At 60.7% G+C, this 18,820-nt stretch carries 21 protein-coding genes and 1 pseudogene; 5 read left to right on the top strand and 17 right to left on the bottom strand.

Translation table 11 applies throughout. From position 1 onward, the window contains the following. Positions 1-19: 19 nt before the first annotated feature. The 8 genes from GSQ90_RS00530 to GSQ90_RS00495 all read right to left on the bottom strand — a co-directional run bounded on the left by GSQ90_RS00530 (position 20) and on the right by GSQ90_RS00495 (position 8,199). The gene (locus GSQ90_RS00530) at positions 20-1,528 is read right to left on the bottom strand and encodes a hypothetical protein (RefSeq protein WP_158812521.1); all 1,509 of its coding nucleotides are present in this window, start codon (positions 1,526-1,528) and stop codon (positions 20-22) included. A 315-nt stretch (positions 1,529-1,843) separates the two neighbouring features. Further along, positions 1,844-3,481 (bottom strand): DUF6572 domain-containing protein, encoded by a 1,638-nt coding sequence (locus GSQ90_RS00525; RefSeq protein ID WP_158812520.1) that lies wholly within the window; start codon positions 3,479-3,481, stop codon positions 1,844-1,846. A 363-nt stretch (positions 3,482-3,844) separates the two neighbouring features. Next, positions 3,845-4,237, bottom strand: coding sequence for a DUF6572 domain-containing protein (locus GSQ90_RS00520; protein WP_158812519.1), 393 nt, complete (start codon positions 4,235-4,237; stop codon positions 3,845-3,847). An 18-nt stretch (positions 4,238-4,255) separates the two neighbouring features. After that, entirely contained in the window at positions 4,256-5,020 is a 765-nt protein-coding gene (locus GSQ90_RS00515) for a hypothetical protein (RefSeq protein WP_158812518.1), read from the bottom strand. Positions 5,021-5,330: 310 nt separating this feature from the next. Continuing rightward, positions 5,331-6,386, bottom strand: coding sequence for a hypothetical protein (locus GSQ90_RS32065; RefSeq protein ID WP_210254780.1), 1,056 nt, complete (start codon positions 6,384-6,386; stop codon positions 5,331-5,333). 72 nt (positions 6,387-6,458) lie between these two features. Beyond that, the gene (locus GSQ90_RS00505) at positions 6,459-7,127 is read right to left on the bottom strand and encodes a hypothetical protein (RefSeq protein WP_158812517.1); all 669 of its coding nucleotides are present in this window, start codon (positions 7,125-7,127) and stop codon (positions 6,459-6,461) included. Between the two features lie 175 nt (positions 7,128-7,302). After that, the gene (locus tag GSQ90_RS00500; RefSeq protein ID WP_158812516.1) at positions 7,303-7,626 is read right to left on the bottom strand and encodes an NTF2 fold immunity protein; all 324 of its coding nucleotides are present in this window, start codon (positions 7,624-7,626) and stop codon (positions 7,303-7,305) included. Positions 7,627-7,854: 228 nt separating this feature from the next. Then, entirely contained in the window at positions 7,855-8,199 is a 345-nt protein-coding gene (locus tag GSQ90_RS00495; protein WP_158812515.1) for a hypothetical protein, read from the bottom strand. 138 nt (positions 8,200-8,337) lie between these two features. On the opposite strand from GSQ90_RS00495, the gene GSQ90_RS00490 reads away from it, so the two are divergent. Beyond that, on the top strand, positions 8,338-8,622 hold the full coding sequence (locus tag GSQ90_RS00490; protein WP_158812514.1) for a hypothetical protein: 285 nt from the start codon (positions 8,338-8,340) through the stop codon (positions 8,620-8,622). Between the two features lie 212 nt (positions 8,623-8,834). Further along, entirely contained in the window at positions 8,835-9,941 is a 1,107-nt protein-coding gene (locus tag GSQ90_RS00485) for a Fic family protein (protein ID WP_158812513.1), read from the top strand. Between the two features lie 93 nt (positions 9,942-10,034). Here GSQ90_RS00485 and GSQ90_RS32795 read toward each other — a convergent pair. From GSQ90_RS32795 to GSQ90_RS00450, 7 genes and pseudogenes are all read right to left on the bottom strand, one after another. Next, positions 10,035-10,124, bottom strand: a pseudogene (locus GSQ90_RS32795) (ClpX C4-type zinc finger protein); the annotation flags it as partial. 139 nt (positions 10,125-10,263) lie between these two features. Further along, the gene (locus GSQ90_RS00475) at positions 10,264-10,995 is read right to left on the bottom strand and encodes a hypothetical protein (protein ID WP_158812511.1); all 732 of its coding nucleotides are present in this window, start codon (positions 10,993-10,995) and stop codon (positions 10,264-10,266) included. After that, positions 10,995-11,297 carry a hypothetical protein gene (locus tag GSQ90_RS00470; RefSeq protein ID WP_158812510.1) on the bottom strand — a complete coding sequence of 101 codons (303 nt, stop codon included), beginning with the start codon at positions 11,295-11,297 and terminating at the stop codon, positions 10,995-10,997. Before GSQ90_RS00470 ends, GSQ90_RS00475 begins: the two co-directional genes overlap by 1 nt. 2 nt (positions 11,298-11,299) lie before the next feature. After that, positions 11,300-11,953, bottom strand: a complete 654-nt coding sequence (locus GSQ90_RS00465) for a hypothetical protein (RefSeq protein ID WP_158812509.1) — start codon at positions 11,951-11,953, stop codon at positions 11,300-11,302. Between the two features lie 270 nt (positions 11,954-12,223). Beyond that, entirely contained in the window at positions 12,224-12,652 is a 429-nt protein-coding gene (locus GSQ90_RS00460; RefSeq protein ID WP_158812508.1) for a hypothetical protein, read from the bottom strand. 746 nt (positions 12,653-13,398) lie between these two features. Continuing rightward, the gene (locus GSQ90_RS00455; RefSeq protein ID WP_158812507.1) at positions 13,399-13,737 is read right to left on the bottom strand and encodes a hypothetical protein; all 339 of its coding nucleotides are present in this window, start codon (positions 13,735-13,737) and stop codon (positions 13,399-13,401) included. Positions 13,738-13,893: 156 nt separating this feature from the next. Beyond that, entirely contained in the window at positions 13,894-15,225 is a 1,332-nt protein-coding gene (locus tag GSQ90_RS00450; protein ID WP_158812506.1) for a phage portal protein, read from the bottom strand. Between the two features lie 67 nt (positions 15,226-15,292). Between GSQ90_RS00450 and GSQ90_RS00445 the strand changes: the two genes are divergently transcribed. From GSQ90_RS00445 to GSQ90_RS00435, 3 genes are all read left to right on the top strand, one after another. Continuing rightward, on the top strand, positions 15,293-15,634 hold the full coding sequence (locus GSQ90_RS00445; RefSeq protein WP_158812505.1) for a hypothetical protein: 342 nt from the start codon (positions 15,293-15,295) through the stop codon (positions 15,632-15,634). Between the two features lie 105 nt (positions 15,635-15,739). Continuing rightward, positions 15,740-16,102 (top strand): VOC family protein, encoded by a 363-nt coding sequence (locus GSQ90_RS00440; protein ID WP_158812504.1) that lies wholly within the window; start codon positions 15,740-15,742, stop codon positions 16,100-16,102. A 90-nt stretch (positions 16,103-16,192) separates the two neighbouring features. Continuing rightward, entirely contained in the window at positions 16,193-16,957 is a 765-nt protein-coding gene (locus GSQ90_RS00435) for an alpha/beta fold hydrolase (protein WP_158812503.1), read from the top strand. Positions 16,958-16,984: 27 nt separating this feature from the next. Here the strand turns inward: GSQ90_RS00435 and GSQ90_RS00430 are convergent, their stop codons facing one another. Both GSQ90_RS00430 and GSQ90_RS00425 read right to left on the bottom strand, forming a co-directional pair. Continuing rightward, positions 16,985-18,391 (bottom strand): DNA-packaging protein, encoded by a 1,407-nt coding sequence (locus GSQ90_RS00430; protein WP_158812502.1) that lies wholly within the window; start codon positions 18,389-18,391, stop codon positions 16,985-16,987. After that, positions 18,388-18,816 (bottom strand): hypothetical protein, encoded by a 429-nt coding sequence (locus GSQ90_RS00425; protein WP_158812501.1) that lies wholly within the window; start codon positions 18,814-18,816, stop codon positions 18,388-18,390. Before GSQ90_RS00425 ends, GSQ90_RS00430 begins: the two co-directional genes overlap by 4 nt. Positions 18,817-18,820: the final 4 nt, after the last annotated feature.

Here is an 18,820-nt window from a genome sequence, read left to right as displayed (position 1 = left end):
GGCGCTTGCGCCCGCCGTCTCAGCCGTTGCCGATATTGGTGAGGATGCCGATGCCGAACGGCGCATAGACCGCGAGCACTTCTTCGGCATAGACGCCAAATTCCCGGCGGCGCGTGCGCACCGGCCAGTCGACGCGATAATAGTCGCGGCGCGTCAGCACCTCCGCCACATTGGGCGCTTCATTGGACTGGTACCAAACGGGGAGACGCTCGCAATAAGCCAGAATGGTGCCGGGCGGCAGGTCGGGATGGACCTGGATCGGAATGTCGAAACCGCCGTCGACGCTGAACGGATTGTAATACCAGCGCACGACGCCCGAAGCCGAAACGCCATAGGGACCGCCGCGATCGCTGTCGGCGGCGATGTTGTAGCGCACCAGTGGGCCGGACGCGCTGGTCAGGCACTTGTTGGTGATGTTCTTCTGCTCTTGCGCGTTCACATAGAGCACGGTGGGCGACAGGCGATAGGCGTTCCACATTTGCACGAGCATGGCGTCGATCTCGACGACCGAACCGCGCCCGGACGCGGTGAGGAAGGAGCCGGTCCCCGCTGTCCCCGAACTGAGCGCCTGCACATAGGCGCTGTTGACGGGGTTGAAGCCGATCGTCAGCAGGCCGTCGAAGGCGAGCGTGGAATTGCGAGAATAATCGGCGCTGATTGCGCTCGCCGGCTGCTGCCCGCTGGCGAGCTGCGCCGAGAGCGCGAGGCTGTTGATCGTGGTGATCGCCTGCAGCGTCTCCGAGCCCGCCGCGCCGACATACCAGGCGTAAGCGACGGCGCCATTGACCATCGGCGCCGTGGCGAACAAAGTCTGCCCCAGCGTGACCGCCTGCGTCGCATTGGCGCTCTTGTTCGAGGCGCCGCCGTTGAGGCTGTAGGTATTGCCGTCATTGCCGGTGATCGTCTTGGTCGTCGCGACGCCGGCGACGAGTGAGGAATTGCGATAGCCCTCGAAGGCGAGCGCGACGACGATCACCGAATAGGTCGCGGCGGGAAGGGTCGCGCCGCTGCCCGATGCGGTCAGCACAGGCGTTCCGGGCGTGCCGAGCGCGAGCGAGGCATTGCCGCCGAGCAGGCCAGTCTCCTCCTTACGCATGGTCTTTTGCAGCAGGCGCAATGTGGCTGTCGTGTTGACGTCCTCGTAACCCTGCGCAGCGGCCTCGGCTTCGAAGGTCACCGTGTCTTCCTCGCCGAGCGTCACATAGGGCGCGGTCTGCGGATTGGCGGCGTAGGACATGCTCGCCGAGCGCTGTCCCTCGGGCACCCAGCCCATCGCGTCGAAGCCGGAGCCGGCGACGGAGGAGATCGTGCGCCAGCGCGCCGCGTCGCCCGGATTGAGCCGCTGCACGCGCGGGATCGCATTGCGCAGCGGCGTGATCGTCGGATAGAGATTCTTCGCCGGCGCCTGAAGATCGTATGCGGAGAGGCCGGTGGCGATGGTGACGTTCTTTGCGAGCGCGGCATTGGGCTGCGCGAGGGCTTCCTTGGTGAGGCGGAGGGTTTCTTCGGTAGTCTGTGCGATGCTCATGGGGGGTCCATTTCTGTGGGGGTTGCGGTCAGGAGCGGCGTGAGGGATGCGCCGTCGCCGAGGGAGCGGACGGATTTGAATGTGACATTGCGGGCGATGGCCCGTGAGATGAGGGAGCGCCAAGTAAGCGCGAGCGCGGACTATCGGCGGGTGTTAGCGGCTATCGTCGTGGCGCGATGAGGATGTCGCCAGGCGGCTTGCGACAGTCGGCACGTAAGCAGCGGCGGTTCAATTTCAGATGGGATGGGGGCAGATGCACTCGTTGCGACGCGCAACGCAGCGGCGCCTATCGTTCCGCCAACAATCGTTGTGCTGTTACTGTTTCTGTTCGACGTTGCTTTCGTGTGGCCCGCCCGACGAAGCGGATTTCGAGCGGGCGCCGGGACCGCGATTGTCCACCTGCAATTCCAATCCATAGTCGCCTAATGTTTTTTGGCATCTCTCAATGAAATAGCGCGCGTTTTCTGTCAGCGGATATTTTGCAGCGATGAAAATGATGATCTTTTTGCCAATCGCGTGCGGAAGATGCTTGTATATTTCGCCGCTCTCGATAGCGCCGAGATATTTATTGACCTTGCCTTGCAGCATCCACAGATGCTGGGCTTCGTCGACGTCGAATCGGAGGTGATCGCTGATGACGAGGCAGACATCGCCGGAAACCGGGTCCGTCGTCGTAAAATCTATTACGTCGGGCTGTTCGATCGTCATGAATTTCTCTGTCGGTGGCCGAACGATTCTTATGGTGAAGGGTGGGAGACGCATGCCGCCGGGAAAGTTGGGCTTTCCCGCCCCCCGAATTGTCCCTCCGGTTACTGCGACTTCCGGAATGCCAACCTCCTGACCGGGCGTCAGAGGAGCGGTCTGGGATGCCTTCGCCTCGACGCCGCCGAACTCTCCCGTAGTTGGGTCCAGTGTAAGATGGTCGGCGCGAAAGGAAATCCCGCTGTCCGTTATAATTGTGATTTGTCGCCCAATGAGCAGTCCGGCGGAAAGCGAGTCGTTCTCGGTGCAAACCTCCCACTTGGCTCCGGCCGCCTTGTTCGCCGCGAGTTGCGCGTCGCGCGCCTTTGCTTTGTCGGCGGCGGTCGGCTGGCTGCCTTGCGGGACCGGATCGTCGACGTCCTCGGTCTTCTCGCCCCCAGGCACGGGGTCGTCATCTCCCGGTTCGGTCTCAACGGGGGGAGGCTCGAAGTATGTTTCACCATGCGGCAGCTGGTTAAGGTTTATGAAGCCTGGCAGAAATGGCGGTGTGATCGGCGAATTCGCGCGGAAGTGTCTGTACTCCCGAGTCTCAGGATTGTAGAAGGTGACAGGCTCGCCTTCGTTCTCTGGTTCCGTCGGAAATCTTTCGGCGTCGCTAACCGAGTTTTGCGCATATTGCCGGCGCGCAGTGGGGCGACCTGATCTTGCGCTCGGTCCAACAGCGCCGGCTGCGCTCCCGTCCGTCCATTGCCCGCTCTCCTCGCCGTTGCCCGCGGGCACACGCGGCTGATCGGGATTGTAGCGGCGCTGCAGTTCGGTCAGCAGGCTTTCGTCAAGCTCCAGCGCCTTCAGAATTGTGCGCGGGCCGACGCCTGCCTTCATCAGGCCGTCGGCCATGAATAGCCGGCGCGCGTCTTCTATTGGCTGCGCTAGCTTGGGCAACCCCGTCAGCGCGAGGTGGGTCAAGGCGACGGCGGTTTCGCCTTCGCCTCGCTTGACGAGCGCGCGGCGGATGTAGCCAAGAATCGGTGCGCCAATCGGACGGCGATATGCCGCGCTGAGCATGGCGATGAGGCGTGCATCACTTGTTGGAGCGGCGTCCTCGTCGGCCTTTCGAAGGCCGCGCTCCACGGCGGCGAGCTTCGTCCCAGCGCCGAGCACAAGATCGTCGCCTTCGAACGTCATCGCGCAGTGCAACGGCGCACTGGCAGCGCGCGCGTCCCATTGCTTGCGCAGTGATTCCACTGGCATTGGCAACCTCGGGGTTTGTTGGAGTAGGGCTCAGAGGCGCGGCGAGAAGAGACCGACGTTCGTCATTATCCCAGGCGCACGCGATCAGCCGTTCGCCGCTCCGGGGCGTCGGCGCCGGCGTTGGTTCAAAAAGCCATTGTTAAAATGTTCGCGCCGCGTCCCAGGCGGACGTCGCCTGCGTGGAGCGGACGATTGATGGCGTACGCGGTCGGCTGTCATCGCGAGCAGCGGCCGACGTGCGCCTTGCATTCGTCACGCGAACCCAATCCAGGCGTGGACTGTCAGAGCCTCAGTCTGGATTGCTTCGTCGCTACGCTCCCTCGCCAATGAAGGCGAACCGATTCGACCGGGGTTCATCGGGTTCTAATGCTTGACGTGCGGTATGCCTTCTGGTTGTCCATCTATCGGGGCGGACGTTCGATCGTCTTCCGCAAAGCCATTCCAGATGCGCAAGTCAAAACCGGCATTGCGTACTACGCCCTGACACAGAACAAAAAGCCTTTGCGCCTGCGCGCTCAGCGGAAATATCGGCGCTATCTCTATGATGACATCTCTTCCGATCGATCGGGGGCATTGCTCGTAGAGTTGGCCGCTCTCGATTACGTGGAGGTACAAATTGAGCTTGCTCTGCAACAACAAGAGATGCTCGCCCTCATCGACATCCCACGGCAGATGGTCGCTGATGAACAGTCGCACTTCGTTTGCGGCATCATTTATCGTGACAATGTCGATCACATCGAGCTGTTCGATCGTCATGAATGCCCCAGCTTGATCCTACATGGGACCGGGAACGAAGGAGAGGATGGCGCCGTCGATTTTCGCGATCTTCATCTGCACGGCGAGGCGGCTGACTGTAACGCCGGGGATAAATTCCCGCCATGCCCGATCGCCGCGTATCTTCCAGACATCGGCGTCCTCTTCGATCAGCAAGGGCTCTTGCAGTTCGTCTCTCTTCGTGCCGAGGAAGTCGCAAAATACCCGTCTGGCGACTTCGAGCGCGGTCTCACGCGAAATCAGAGGCCTGTTGCGCGCGGCGTGAACCACCATCGAAGCGTCCCAGCGGGAATCATGCTTGTCTGTCCCTCGCGCCGGCTGCTCGGATAGCTGATTGTGCGGTTGTCTTCGCGGATTTGGCGTTCTGCAAAATATCGCGTCTACGACGTCGTCGGGTGAATCCGCCGTAATAGCGAATTCGAGGCCATCGCGATAAAAGACGATTGCGAAGCCCTCGCTCGCCCGCGACTTTTGAATGTGCTGGTCGTCGCCAAACACCTCACCTTCGATGTCGCGATAGGGCAGCCGGGAATCCTCGAACGACAGAAATAATTCGCGCCTTGGCGAGAGCGCTGCGATGATTTGGATTCCTGTTCCATCATCCAAGAGCGCGCCTCGGACGATCAGGTTGCCGCCCTTCATATTCGCCACGCTGGCGTAGGCCATTTCCAGGCTGAGGGCCGCGGCGATGGCGTTCGCGTTGGGAAAGTCGACCGCAGGCGTCACCCGCGCCAGTCCCGCGATGATTTGGCGAATGTCGATCATTGGACACGCACGTCACGATACGGAAAGCAGCGCGACGATAGATTGTGGAAAAGAACAAAGCAAGAACTAATGTTACTTGAAGCAGAGTTTTTCATTGTTTGCTTGGCGGAGCGGAGCGCGGGAGGAATTCGAACTCAAGGACGGCCCTTCGGGCCGCCGCCGGAGGCGACCGCGTATGCGGTCGTCCTTGAGTTCGAATTCCTCCCGCGCATAATTGCATCCAAGCGATCAATGGGTTTCTGACGCTGGGGCCAGCGCGAGCCAGGTGAGAATTGAGGGCGTCGAGAAGTTCATCGACGCCCACGCCCCCTCAAAACCGCCCCGCAATCGGATTGGCGAGGCTGAGCTTCGTCAGCGCCAAAGCGCGCTCACTAGCCGGCAGCGCGGCGAGGCGGCGGATCGCTTCGTCGACGGGCGCCGCGCCCTCGCTGCTCAATCCGTCGGCCGATTTGGAAACCGCGCGCAACGCGGCCTTGGCGGGGAGCGGCTGCGCTTCGAGCGCGGCGATGCGCGAGGACAGAGCGGCGAGGCCGGGCGTCAGTTCGTCGAGCCGGGTTCGCAGCGCCGCCGTCTCGCCGAGCGCCTTGGCGAGCGCGAGGGAGGGGATAGGCTCCGCGGCTGCCGGCGAGGCCGGCGGCGCTGCGATCTTCGAAGCTTGCAAATCATCGTCGTTGGCTTGCAGCGCGTCCGGCGCCGGGTCGCCGCCGATCTGGGCGGCGAGCGCCTCCGCTTCGGCGCTCAATTGCCGGCTCAGCGCGCGCGCCATGGCGACGAGCTGCACGAGCGCGGCGAGACGCTGCGCCGCATCGCCGCCGTCATTCTCATTATCCTGCTCGTCGCCTTGCGTCGGCGCGGCGTTTTTCGCGGCCGCGGCGAAGGCGCGTTTTTGCGCTATTCCGTCCTTGATCACTTCGAAAGTCGCCGACGCCACGCAGGGCAGGTCGACGAGCGAAATCTCGCGCGGCTCGGCGGTGTAGCGCGTCAGCTCGCCGCCGGGGTCCGACCAGCGCCGGACATAGCGGCCGCCCTGGCTGAAGCCGGTGTAGACCCCTTCCTCGACCTTGCGCCATTCGTCGTCGTCGACGATTTTGGCCGCGATCATGATGCGCTTGCCTGCGTCGTCGAATGCGATGTCGGTGATCTTGCCTGCCGCCACGCGTCCATGCATCGCACGCAAAGCGCCGAGCGACTTGCCGCCGCTCGCCTCGTTCATCTCGGCTGACCACGCTTCATAATAAGGTTTCGTCGAATCGTAATCGCAAATTTCGCCCGCGCGATCGGCGACCTCGGCGGTGGCGATTCCGTAGACGATGCGCTGATCGGCGTCGACTTTGGTGATCGGGAGAAAGAGGCTGAGTTCGGACATTGGCGCTCCAGGGGATAGGCGCGGAGATGACTAACTGTCTGGCTGCAAAGATTTCCGCGACGAACTTGCTACCTAACTGTCAGCGAGGAGCAACGTGTCGGGATATTGAGTAAGTTCGCGGCCGGATGAAACGCCAAGTTTCTTTTCAAGCGGCTCAAGCTTGGGAGCAAAAAATCTATAATCGACACCGGGCTTTTCGGCGTAAATGAAGAGAATGGGAATCGGGGGTAATTCAACGTCTGGGAGTAAACCGAGCGCGCCGATCTTGGCGTCAGGCGACCTAACGCCAGCCCCGCCGATCGCATGAGGATAGACAATCATCTGCTGCGGCGTCAGCGTCGGATCGGCGCCGGTCTTAATCTCGAACCCTACATATATTCCACGTATCGCCGTCTGGCAGAGTATATCGAGACGCGCGGTAACGGGCGCTAGAGTCAATCGAACTTCGTCGACACAGATTCCGCCAGTCTTGTTAAGATAGTCTAGCCATTGTTTTTTTACTGCGTCATGAAAGTCACCTTGATAGGCGACGTCCTGTATCAGACTCTTGCCATCACTCGCGCCGGAGGCCGTCCATCGCCCATCTTCATCCCGCGGCTGAGCCGGATCGAAACCAAATTTACGAAAGTAGCGCTTAGGCATGAGTGCGACGACAGCGCGCGCTTTTTGAAGGCTGGCGAGAAGCTCACGCAAAGGTTCAATCGAGAATGGTTCGGCGAGGAGTCGTCTTGTGTTGTGCATGACGAGAGCTCCTCCTTCGCGTATCGAAACGAAAGCGCGTAGTATCGTCGGGCGACCAGTTGATCGCAGATGTACTGGCTGCAGAAAAAGCGCCGCTCGCTGATGGGATCAATTCGGTGATGCAGCGAAGGCGCGCGAGACGCCGTGCCCTAATCCCTGTTTGATTTCGCCGCCTCTACTTCTTCGACGGCGTCATACCGAATAAAAAGCAGCAGCTAAAAATCTGGCCGGTGAACTGCGAAATACGCATTTCAAACGGCCCGTCCAACTTTGGCAGATCGGAGTTTTTGACTGTGGGCCGGCTTCCCCGGACGACCCAGGTGTCGCCTTCGGGAACAACAGACAGCGGCGCTTGTTTTTCGAGTTCGTCTTCGCCGTGTTCTTTGACAAGCACGAGCCGCGCGATCTCCAGCGCGATCGCGTCAGTGATGATCTTCATGCCGGCCGCGCGGCGCGCCATCATGTCCGGGCGCTCTTCGTCGGTTTTGAAGGGGAACATTTTAGTCAACCTTCCCGGCGTCGGGCGACGGCCACATCATTTCCAATTTAGCGATTATGCCCGGTGTCGCGTAACAATGCAAGAAAATGTTCTCGTTTTGTTCCTAACGGCAATCTCGGCAAGTTGGGAGCCAAGCGAACACCCGACGATCAACGATCATGTTCACGCGGCAGCGCTCCGCCCGCCGCACATCTCATGATCTGTCGCGCAAGCAGTGGAGCGGCCTCATCACTTCGGAGGCTGGGCCTGGCCGGGCGGGGCGGCTGCGGGCGCGCCCGGAGGCGGCGACTCATCCATATCGTCCTGGCCGCCCGGCGACGCTGCAGGCGGCTGTCCGCCGGGCGCTGGCGGGGTTCGGCTGGGCCTGTTCAACATCGCCGTACCGATCGCCATGACGCATTTCTCGGACAATTGGTCTTTATGCGCCCTCAGGCAATCCATGATCCTGCCGCCGCCCGGCTCCACGCCGGCGCATAAATCCATGACATGGCACTCCTTCCGGACGCCTTGTGCGTCCGCCGCGCCGCATAGCGAAAGCCCGAGCAACAGGACGATGGAAGAGATCGCACGCATGGAGGCTCCTGCCAAAGCCGCGAAGGGGAACGAGGGGCGTTGCGTCGTCGGGACTCTGAATATGTCGCCGCCATCGTCCATCATGGACCTTGCAGAGCCAATAGCAATCTCGATTCATCGAGGGACTCCGGCGCCGCCATGGCGATCCGCGACAGGTCGCGGACCAGTTTGAATAGGCGGCGGAATTTCGTTCTGGCGGCGATGGCGGCTTTGCCGCATAGTGCAGGCATGGGCGAAGATCACCAATTCACCGTGAGAGTAGAACCGGATTCTTCCAGACCAGGGCGTTTCCGTTGGGCGCTTTTCAAAGCGACCCAGGCTTACAATCGCTCTGAAATGTCTTTCTCGACAAAACGAGAAGCGGCGCAGGAGGCGGCAAAGGTTCTCGATAAGAGAATTGCCGCATGGCAAGCCCTCAGGTGAGCAAACCTCTGTAGCGCGATCTCGGCCGACGGGCGAAGCCGCTCCGCCCATCCGCGCTGGTTCCGTCGCCGCCCTGCCTTATTCACCGCGCGATTTGCGGATAATAAATTCGCTCTTGCGGCGAATAGCTACCTTATTTACCGCGGATTATGCGGCGAATAATTTGCATTTGCGGGGAATAGCAGGCGTAATCTCCGCATGGGGCGCGGAGATTGACGACCTATATTCACGAATTGCCGCCTTGGCCCGCCTTCCACTGGCGCGATGACGCCATCGCCGCGCGGCTTGTCGACGTCCGCTACCAGCAGGGGCGGCTGATCGGGCGCATGGAAGGCCTCGGGTTCCCGCTCAGGACGGAAGCCGTTCTGCAAACCCTGACCGAGGAAGTCCTCAAATCCAGCGAGATCGAGGGCGAGATCCTCGACAGGGCGCAGGTGCGCTCCTCGCTCGCGCGCCGTCTCGGCGTCGACATCGGCGCCCTGGCGCCCGCCGATCGCCATGTCGAAGGCATCGTCGAAATGACGCTCGACGCGACGCAGAAATTTGCCGACCCGCTGACCGCCGAAAGATTGTTCGATTGGCGCGCCGCTTTGTTCCCGACGGGGCGCAGCGGCATGAGCCGCATCGTCGTCGGCGTATGGCGCAACGACGAGAAGGGACCGATGCAAGTCGTGTCGGGGCCAATCGGGCGCGAGCGCGTCCATTATCAGGCGCCAGTCGCGAAGATATTGAACCGCGAAATGCAAGCCTTTCTGAAATGGTTCAACGGCAAGAGCGCGATCGATCCCGTGCTGAAGGCGGCGCTCGCCCATCTCTGGTTTGTGACCATCCATCCGTTCGACGACGGCAATGGGCGCATCGCGCGCGCGATCGCGGATATGGCCCTCGCCCGTTCTGAGCAAAGCGCCCAGCGTTTCTACAGCATGTCGGCGCAGATCCGTCTGGAGCGCAAGGCCTATTACGACATTCTTGAGCAGACGCAGAAGGGCGATCTCGACGTGACGGCCTGGCTTATCTGGTTTCTCGATTGCCTCAACCGCGCCTTCGCCGGCGCGGAGCAAGCGCTGGCGTCCGTTCTCAGGAAGGCGCGCTTCTGGGAGACGCATGCGGGCGCCGCGTTCAATGACCGTCAGCGTGCGATGATCGCTCTTCTGTTCGACGGATTTTTTGGCAAGCTCACCACTTCGAAATGGGCCGCGCTCGCCAAGTGCTCGCAAGACAGTGCGCTGCGCGACATCGACGATCTCGTGAAGCGCGGCCTTCTCGTGAGGGAGCCGGGCGGGGGGCGGAGCACGAGCTATGCGTTGGTTGGAGCGTGAGGCCGGCGGGTGGTCGTTGGGGCGCCGGACGTGTTCTGCTGCGGCGAGCGGCCTCCGATCGAAGCCTATGCTCGGCTAAGGAATCTTATGAAATATCTCGACGCATTCATTGCAAATGAAAACCGACGGACCGGCGCCTAGCCGCACCTCGGGAGCGCTCCTTCCGCAAAATGAGCAGGCGATGTTCTGCTTGGCGGTATCGCCGCCGTCGCTCTCATGACCAGCAAGCCACCGCCGGGAACGGCGAATTGGATGGTCACGACAGGGTCGGACGTATCCTACCACCACACCGAACATCACACCCGCGACGGTACGTCCGCGCTTATTGATAGACCGGCGCGCAAAAATCAGACGACAGCGGAGACGTTTTGAGCTTCGACCCGCGAGTAGAGCCTTCGACCGTCACCTTAGTAGAATCCAACACCCGAATGTTGGTGCGACCATGAAAATACTCAATCATGAACGCGCCCGCCTCAATTCTGAAAGCTTCGCTACCGTCGGGAAAGGCTTTCCATTTTGCCAATTCTGAATTCAGCGCGCGGCGCGCCTCTATCTCTCCGGCAGTCCATCCATCTTGGCTTTTAATCACAGCAAAAAATTGGGAGCGGTCATCATTTAGAGCAGCCAAAGCCCATGTCGAAGCCTGCGATGCACGAGGACGCGGCGCGTAAGCCATCCGGCGGCGCTTTAGCATCGCGTGATGGTGACGGTTAAGGAACAGAACCAAATCCCGTTCACTCGACGCCTCAAGCTCACGGTACTCATCCACGATGCCCGTCGACTGGCTGATAGCAACATGATCATGATGCACGTGGGTGTTGACGATCTCCTGAGACTGGGTTTTAGCGCCAGCTTCCGACCGCACCTTCGTCGCCAATAGGTACAAGACGGCCGCCTCACCGCCGATCACGACAAAAGCAGCTAGAAGAGATGGGATGGTAAGCTGTGGCCATTCATCGGATACCCACGCGGCAGCGAATAAAAGCAAAACAGTTGCATTTAAAATAACGCCGCGTACTCGATTATTTTTAGCCACTGAAAAAAGGTATTCCATCAGCGTGTCTTTCTTTTAGTCTCGGCAGGGACCAAATCACCCAACATAACTGTGCACGCCGCGCCCGCCGCCACGGCCTGCCTGTAAGTTTTCGGCCCTACTATAATAATCGATAATATTGCCCCAAGTATGACGAAAAATAACATTTTCGGGATCATACGATATTGAAAATTATCAATAATTTCGTTAAAGATGCCATCGACCTGCGTAAATAAATTGCCACCATATTTTAATCTAAGCCACAGCAAGAACGCGCCCAGCGACGTGAATAGGAAGATGGCGATGGACTGAATCGTGAACATCGTCATACTTTTCGCAGAACCAAGGTTTCCGCCAATTGCATGTCGGCGACGCATTTCGATAGTTTGCGAATTGTTTCTTCAATATCACCTCTACTTAGCTGCACCCAAAGTTCTTGGTCCGCTGCATCCGTGTCCACATGAAGGATAGCGACAGGAATACTTGTTTTAATTTCGCCGTCGATAACTCTAATTCGAACATCGACTACAATATCGAAAGCAGCCAACGACGGAAGCACTTCTCCAGCGAGCTGCGCCCGGCCAACCATGTCGGCAATTTCCGATTGAGCGGAGCAGATCGAATCGGCGATAGATTTGGCGATATCTTCGTGCGGAGGGGTAAACAAAATGCCCTTCGCAGCCGCCACAAAGTCATCAGGGGTAGCTGAGGATTCCGAAAGGAGGCCGATTATCACGGAATATACGGACGCTAATTGCTCATTGTCGCGCTCGGAAAGCTTTGTGATCCCCCGCAGCGCCGACCCGCTAAGATTCCGTGAGCCCCGCTTGAGGTTATCAATCACCTCGGCCAGGACGAGCTTTCGAATCTCGTTGGTGAGCAACGCGGCGACGGCAAATCCGCTATCGAAAAATGGGAGTGCCCCTTCGGGATAAATTGCTAGTCGACGAGCAAGTTCTTCCTTCGGCGATTCCGGCATTCGCTCGCTCCCACCCCAGCGGCGCATCTCACTGTGCACCTTATGGGAGGATTATTGCGCTGGCAATTGAGCTTTGCAAGCGGCACTCCGCGAGCAGCCATTTTTGAAATAGTTGAAGCAGCTACATAATTCCGCAGATTTCACTCGTCACGCTCCCTTCGGTAGTCCGTACAAACTTGAGCACCGGTATCGCACCGTTGAAATCATCACCCACCTGCGCCTGATTGACGGCGGAGACGAAAGGCGAGACGGGCGGCGAGCCGGATCGACTTAGCCCGCCCGCGCCAGTCTCGGCGCCTCGCAGAAGAGGCTTTGCACGACGCCATTCGGCCCGGAAGCCGTCAGGCCGCAGGTCAGCCCATCTTTCTCGCAGAGAATCGCGAAGCCTTCGCTGTGCCTGGATTGTTGCACCCTTTGATCGGCGCCAAAAACCTCGCCGTCAACGTCGCGATAGGGAATGCTGGAATTGGTGAACAAGAGATAGATTGTCCGCTGCGGCGTTACGCTCCCGACCACGTCGACGACGACAGCGCCGCCTAGCGCCGCGCCATGGATCGTCAGGAGTCCGCGTTTCGTCTTCGCCACTTTCGCGGCCGAAACGTCCATATCCAATTGCTTTGCAATCGTTCCCGCATCGGGAAAATCCGCGCTTTGCATGGACCGAACCAGTCCCGCGAGAAGTTGGCGAATGTCCATCATGGAAACCTCGTCAGTACGGCGCTGGTGGGGAGCGCGCGCCCGACAAGGCGGCCTTGTTCTCGTCTGAGGAAATGGCTCAACGATCGACCTTTAGGTCTGGGTACGCGTTTTCCAGGCGCGTAGGGGGATCAGCCCTTCCTGGCTCGCCTGCAGGCGCAAGGTTTCGCTGGTGGCGCGGTTGACAGCGGAGACGAAGGGCGAGAGGGGGACGGAAAAGGTGTAACTGATGAGGTGCGCGAGCCATTCGCTTCTATCAATTACGATTAATCCAGTGAGCTTGAAATCTGTTCGCCGCGGATTCTTTCGATAGACAATTACGGACGCCGCGAGCAGGACTATTGTAGCCTAGAATCAGCTTGCGGAAGCACCAAGCCCGGGTAGGTGGCCATTGAAAGCATCTTGCAATCGGATGTCCAGAAAACGATCATCGAAGTAACCGTAAATAATTTTCCAGAGTCGTCGGCCATAGTCTTCGATACGTCGTATCTAAAGATATATCCGAATTTTTCGCTGTGAGAGCCTTTCTCACTACCTAAATCTCCGCCACGACTCGTGACTAACCTTCTCCTCTCGATACTCAGGCAGTCTAACTGAGCGAGCTGATCAGCGTCTAGCAACTGCTCATCTGGAGTCATATCTGAGGGTGGTGCTGGCATGTTCGAGTCCTTAACTATAAACGAGTGCGGGCGCCGTGAGGAGGGGTGCATGGCGTTGATTCTGACACGGGCGCAACGCTCCAATGTCTCTTACGGCTTTTTCGGGAGCCAGCCCGCCAGAGGATCGACCGAAGGCGGTATGTAGACGGGCGCAATCCCTTTCGCATGGCTGACATAGCCGCCACCATTTTGGGCTTTATTCGGCGGAAAGTAGGTATCGATCTCAGAGTAGAGCGGACTTGACTGGGCCAATGTTTCATTCTCGTAACAGGCAGCCAGCGCGTTGCGGCAACCCAGGTATTGCTGATGCGCCTCATCCACATAACCAAGGTCGTATAGCCGATTTCCGGTTGCAAGGCATCGATTGAAGGTGGTGAGGCACGCGTCGCCGCCGCCGAACTTTTCCCCGGGATCAAGCGCCAATTGCATGCCCTGTTTGATCTCGCTGGGACTCTCGCTCGATGCAGGGGCGTTCGCCCTGGAGGGCGCGGCAGCGTCATCTCCAATGTTGCTCGATCGCGCCTTGTCGGAAACATGTTGGACCTGCGCGTCGCCCGCCCCCGCGGCCTCATCTACGCTCGTAAATCACCCCCGCTCGTCGTGATGCGGGTTAAACTTGCCGAGCTCAGCCGGATTGCCGCCCGGGCCGCCGCCGGTCGGCGCCAGCCCCAGCTCCGCCCGCGCCTCGTCCTTCGTTTTGATCCCGGCGCCGACCAGAATTTGTAGCGTCTGCGCTTGTTGCAGCGGATCGATCGCATCGTCGCCGACCCAGACGAATTCGAGATCGGCCTCGCCAAGGTAGGTCTGGATCACGCGGTCGAGCGCGTTCTTGATCCAGGCGCGCAAGGGGATCAGTCCTTCCTGGCTCGCCTGCAGGCGCAGGGTCTCACTGGTCGCGCGATTGACGGCGGAGACGAAGGGCGAGACGGGGACGGAAAAGGCGTAACAGACCAACCGCGCGAGCCATTCGTCATACTGGTCTTTCAGCGGCGGCTGGCGTACCTCCTGCAGACGGAAATCAGCGGGCATGAATTTGATCATGCGCCGGCGCGCGGAATTACCCGCCATGAGGGCGTCGAAATATTCCTGGAACTGGGCGATCTGGTCGGAGGTCCACTCTTTCGGCAATGTCGCAAATGCCTCTGGGGTAGAACCGGCCTTGTAATATTCGAGCGTCATCGTATCGCGGCGCAGCGCGATATTGATCGTGAGCGCGATCTGCTCGACCGGGCTCATGCCGTAGAGGCGATGGGCGCGCGCGTTGCGCGGGAGATAGAGCAATTCGTCGCTCGAAAAATCGGCCGCCGGAATGCCGTGCAAGATCTGCTGATAGGCGGGATCGGGCGGCTCGGGCGCGCGCCCGTCCTCGCCGACCAGCGGTGTGATCGTGGAACCATCAATGATGTCGAGGCTGTAGAGCGCGCCCGCGCGGGTCAGGCGCGGATAGATCGTCGCCGCGTCGATCACCAGCATGTCTTCGAGCAACATGCGCAGCCAGGCGGCGAAGGAATGGCGCCGGTCGGGGCGGTCGAGAAAGGCGAGCACCGTCTTGATGCGTCCCGCCGCGGCGGCGGCGTCGCCGGCGGGATCGCGCAAGCGGACCGCAAAGCTTGTGCCCGCGATCTGGTCCTTGCGCGTCTCGATGACAGTGCGCAGCAGCGGCAATGCGTCGGCCAAAGCGCGCAATTCGGCAAAGCCGATATTGGCGGTGGAGCGAGGCGTGTAATCGATATTGATGCCGAAGGGATAATCGAACTGCCGCCCCTTCACCTCCGGCGGCGCCATCGGGGTCAGCGGCTGCTGAGGTCCGAACCATGTCGTCGGCGCGACGCCAGATATAGCGTAACGCGCGGCGGTCGCCAAACGCGCGAAGGCGCTCGGCGGCAGCGGGGTCTGGATTCCTTCGGCTGACGGCATGGCGCGATCCTCTGTTGTTTGGCGCGCGGCGCGCGGTCTATAGATTGATATCGATTCGGAGACTTCTATGAACAGCCGATCGCCGATCGCACTTGCGTTCCTGCTTGTCCTTGCGACACCGGCCGCCGCCGTCGAACGCTGGACGTTTTGCGTCGGCTGGGCGCCCGCCGCCAAGGATGTCTGGATCAGCGAGGTGTTTCCCGCCGGGCTCGATCGCGAGCGGCTTGAGGTCGCTTACAAGAATTTCCTGGAGCGCCAGGGCGCTGCGCGCGTCATCGCCCAATGCCCGCTGCCGAGCGACGACAAGACCAGCGTCGTCAACGCGCAGACCAGCGCCGAAGATTTCAACCGTAAGCTTGGCGCGACGCTGCACGCGGTGTCGACGCAGGAATTTCCGCCGCGCCGTTAGGGGCGGTGCGACCAGGAGATGTCGTCAAACCCATTTCCCGACTCACAATATGCGAGACCCGGCATATGGGTGGCGGAGCGGGGCGTCACAGGAAGGGGAGCAACATTGCCAATCAACAGAATCGTGCTTTACGCGCAGAACGTTGAGGAGACCGTCCGCTTCTACGAGAATCATTTCGGTTTTGCAGCGTCCAGAGAGGCCGGCGACAGGATCATCGAACTGATCAGCCGCGACGGCGGCGCCAATTTGATGATCCATCAGGCGGCCAAGGGGCAGAGAGGCGGTCAATCCATCGTGAAGCTCGTCTTCGACATCGCCGATGTCGAAGCCTTTTGTTCCGCTCGCGCGAAAGACGGGCTGGAATTCGGACCCATCCATCAGGCCAACGGTTATGCCTTCGCCAATTCCAGAGACCCCAGCAAAAATCCGATCTCCGTTTCAAGCCGCGCTTTTCGGAAAAAAGCTTGAGGGTGAAGCGCCTCGCCGGCCGCAATTCCAACTGATTGCTCTGCGCATCATGTCCTCGTAACCAAGGCCGAGTTTGGCGGGAGCTTTCCGATGGATCGTCGCACGTTTATGACCATGATTGCGGCTGGGGCGGCAAGCTCTCTTCTCCAGGGCGCCGCCGTTGCTCAGCCCGCGCCAAAGGCGCGCAACGTCGTTCTTGTGCACGGACTTTTTGCCGACGGGTCGTGCTGGTCCGAGGTCATTGCGAGGCTTCAGCCTAGAGGCATCCGGGTCACCGCCGTGCAGAACCCGTTGACGACGCTGCAGGCCGCCGTCGAGGCGACGCAACGCGTCCTGGCTCTGCAGGACGGCCCGACCGTGCTTGTCGGCCACTCCTTCGCCGGTATGATTGTCAGCGAAGCGGGCGTCGACCCCAAGGTTTCGGCGCTTGTCTATGTCGCAGCGCGTGCGCCCGATGCGGGCGAGGATTACCCGGCGTTGGCCAAACGGTTTCCGGCGCCGCCAGCCTCCGCCGGCATTCTATGGTCCGACGATGAGGGACGATTGAGCGAGGAGGCGTTCCTGCGCGATTTCGCCGGCGACCTTCCCGCAGACAAGGCGCGCGTTCTCTACGCCGTCCAGGAGCCGTTCAAACGGGCGTTGCTTGCCGACAAGACCACCCAGGCCGCATGGCGGTCAAAGCCGAGCTGGTATGCCGTGTCCACCGAAGACCGGACCATCAATCCGGATCTCGAACGCTTCATGGCCAAACGCATGGGCGCGAAAACGATCGAGGTGAAGGCGAGCCACCTTTCCCTCATATCGCAGCCCGACACGATCGCGAATCTGATCCTCGAGGCAGCGGGGCAGGCCTGAGGCGGATACTGAGAGCGGCGCTTGCCCTCACCGCTTGCGCGCCGCGTCCCGATAATACTCCACCATCCCGGCCCGACCCTTGCCGTCGAGATTGATGAGATCGGCGATCGCCCAGACCAGAGCGTCGGCGCGGTCGGGCGAGAAGCCGGCGGAGCGGGCGTCGAAATCGGCGGTCAGCGCGCAGAGCTGGTCCTCGAGCTTCTCGAAGATTCCGACATGATGGACCATGCCGCGTTCATAGGCGGCGGCGACCGGCTCGGCGCGCAGGAATTTGCCGCGCGTCGCCGTGACCGAGCGCACAGGCAAATTGGCCTCGCATTGGCGCAGCACGTCGGCGACCATCTCACCGCCATTGTTGACCTCGGCGACGACGCGATTGGCGCTAAAATTCCGATAGGCTGCGACCACCCGCGACGCCCAGCCGCCGGGCGATTCGCCCTGGCTGGTCAAGTCGGCGAGCACATAGATTTCGCCGTTGGCCGCCTTGGCGGCGACGATGATGCCGCATTCGTCGGCGCGGGCGCCCGATGTCGCGGGCGGGTCGACCGCGACGACGATCTGCGCATAGTCGCCGGGCGCCGCGCTCGCCGCGATACGGCAGCGTTCGATCAGATCGCGCGTCCAGAGCGCGCCGGGCGTCTCCTCCAGAATCTCGGCGAACAATTCCTGCCGGCCGATCGCGCGGCCCTCGTAGCGCGCCGCGATCCGATCGAGAAAGACCCGCGCGAGATGATCGGCGTTATCGAAGGTCGTGCCGCGCGTCACGATCGCATTCTTGTCGTCGAGCAATTGCTTGAGGATCTTGATCGGCCGCGGCGTCGTGGTGATCACCGCCTGCGGATGGCCGCCAAGGCGCAGGCCAAGCAGCGCCTGTTCGAAGGTTTCGGGATGGCGCCACGCGGCGAGTTCGTCGCACCACAGTTTCATGTGCTGCTTTCCTCGCAGCCGATCCGGCTCCTCGGCCGAGAACACTTGCGACGTCGCGCCATTGGGCCAGACGAGGCGCGCCGACCGGCGTGAATAGACCGGGCGCTCATCTTGCGGACAGCAGGCGAGGATGCCCGATTCGCCAAGCACCATCACGTCGCGCGCGTCGTCGGTGGTGGCGCCGATCAGGTTGACGTATGGAAAAGTATTGATCCATTGGCGCACCGCCTCGGCGCCCGCCCGCGTCTTGCCGGCGCCGCGCCCGGCCAGGATCAGCCAATAGACCCAATCGCCGGGCGGGATGACCTGGTTCGGCCGGGCCCAGAAACGCCAGTGGCGGAACAAACGGTTCTTTTGCTCGCGAGTGAGATTCCCCGACCATTCCTGACATTCGATCCGGCTAAGCGCGAGTATCTCGCGAATGGAGGCGCGGCTCGCCTTCCGAACAAGCGCGGATCGCGCCTGACGCTTAAGCGTTTTACCGAGGTCGGGCTGATCCGCATTCATTCCCGACCCTTCGCCCTTTCGGCGCGGTCCATCAGGTCCGCAAGTTTCTTGTCGAACGCAAGGTCGTCCCTCTCGTCTGGTTTGGGCGGCCTCATCGATTGTTTGGCGAAGCCATGATAGCGATCGAGACGATCGAGGATTCTCATCAAACGATCGATCGCCGCGAGATCGCCCTTGTTGGCTTTCACGGTCACCCTGTCGACCACCGCCTCAAGACGCCTGATCTGCAGCTTGGCGTAGTCCTGCGCTGGGCGGATCGACAGCGCCTTCAATTCCGAGCGCAGAATTCTCTCGATGCGCGCGCGGGTGAGTTTCGAGGTTTTGCCGATCTTATCGATGGTCTGGCCAGCCATGAGCGCATTCAGCACGCCCGGACGGACCGGCGCGTGTTTGCTCACGCGGCGCGTCTTCGCTGCGAGAAGCATGGAA

It is taken from the genome of Methylocapsa sp. S129 (assembly GCF_009765995.1).
Taxonomy (GTDB): Bacteria; Pseudomonadota; Alphaproteobacteria; order Rhizobiales; family Beijerinckiaceae; genus Roseiarcus.
The sequence above is the reverse complement of the archived record's forward strand: the minus strand, read 5'-3'. Positions and strand labels throughout refer to the sequence as shown.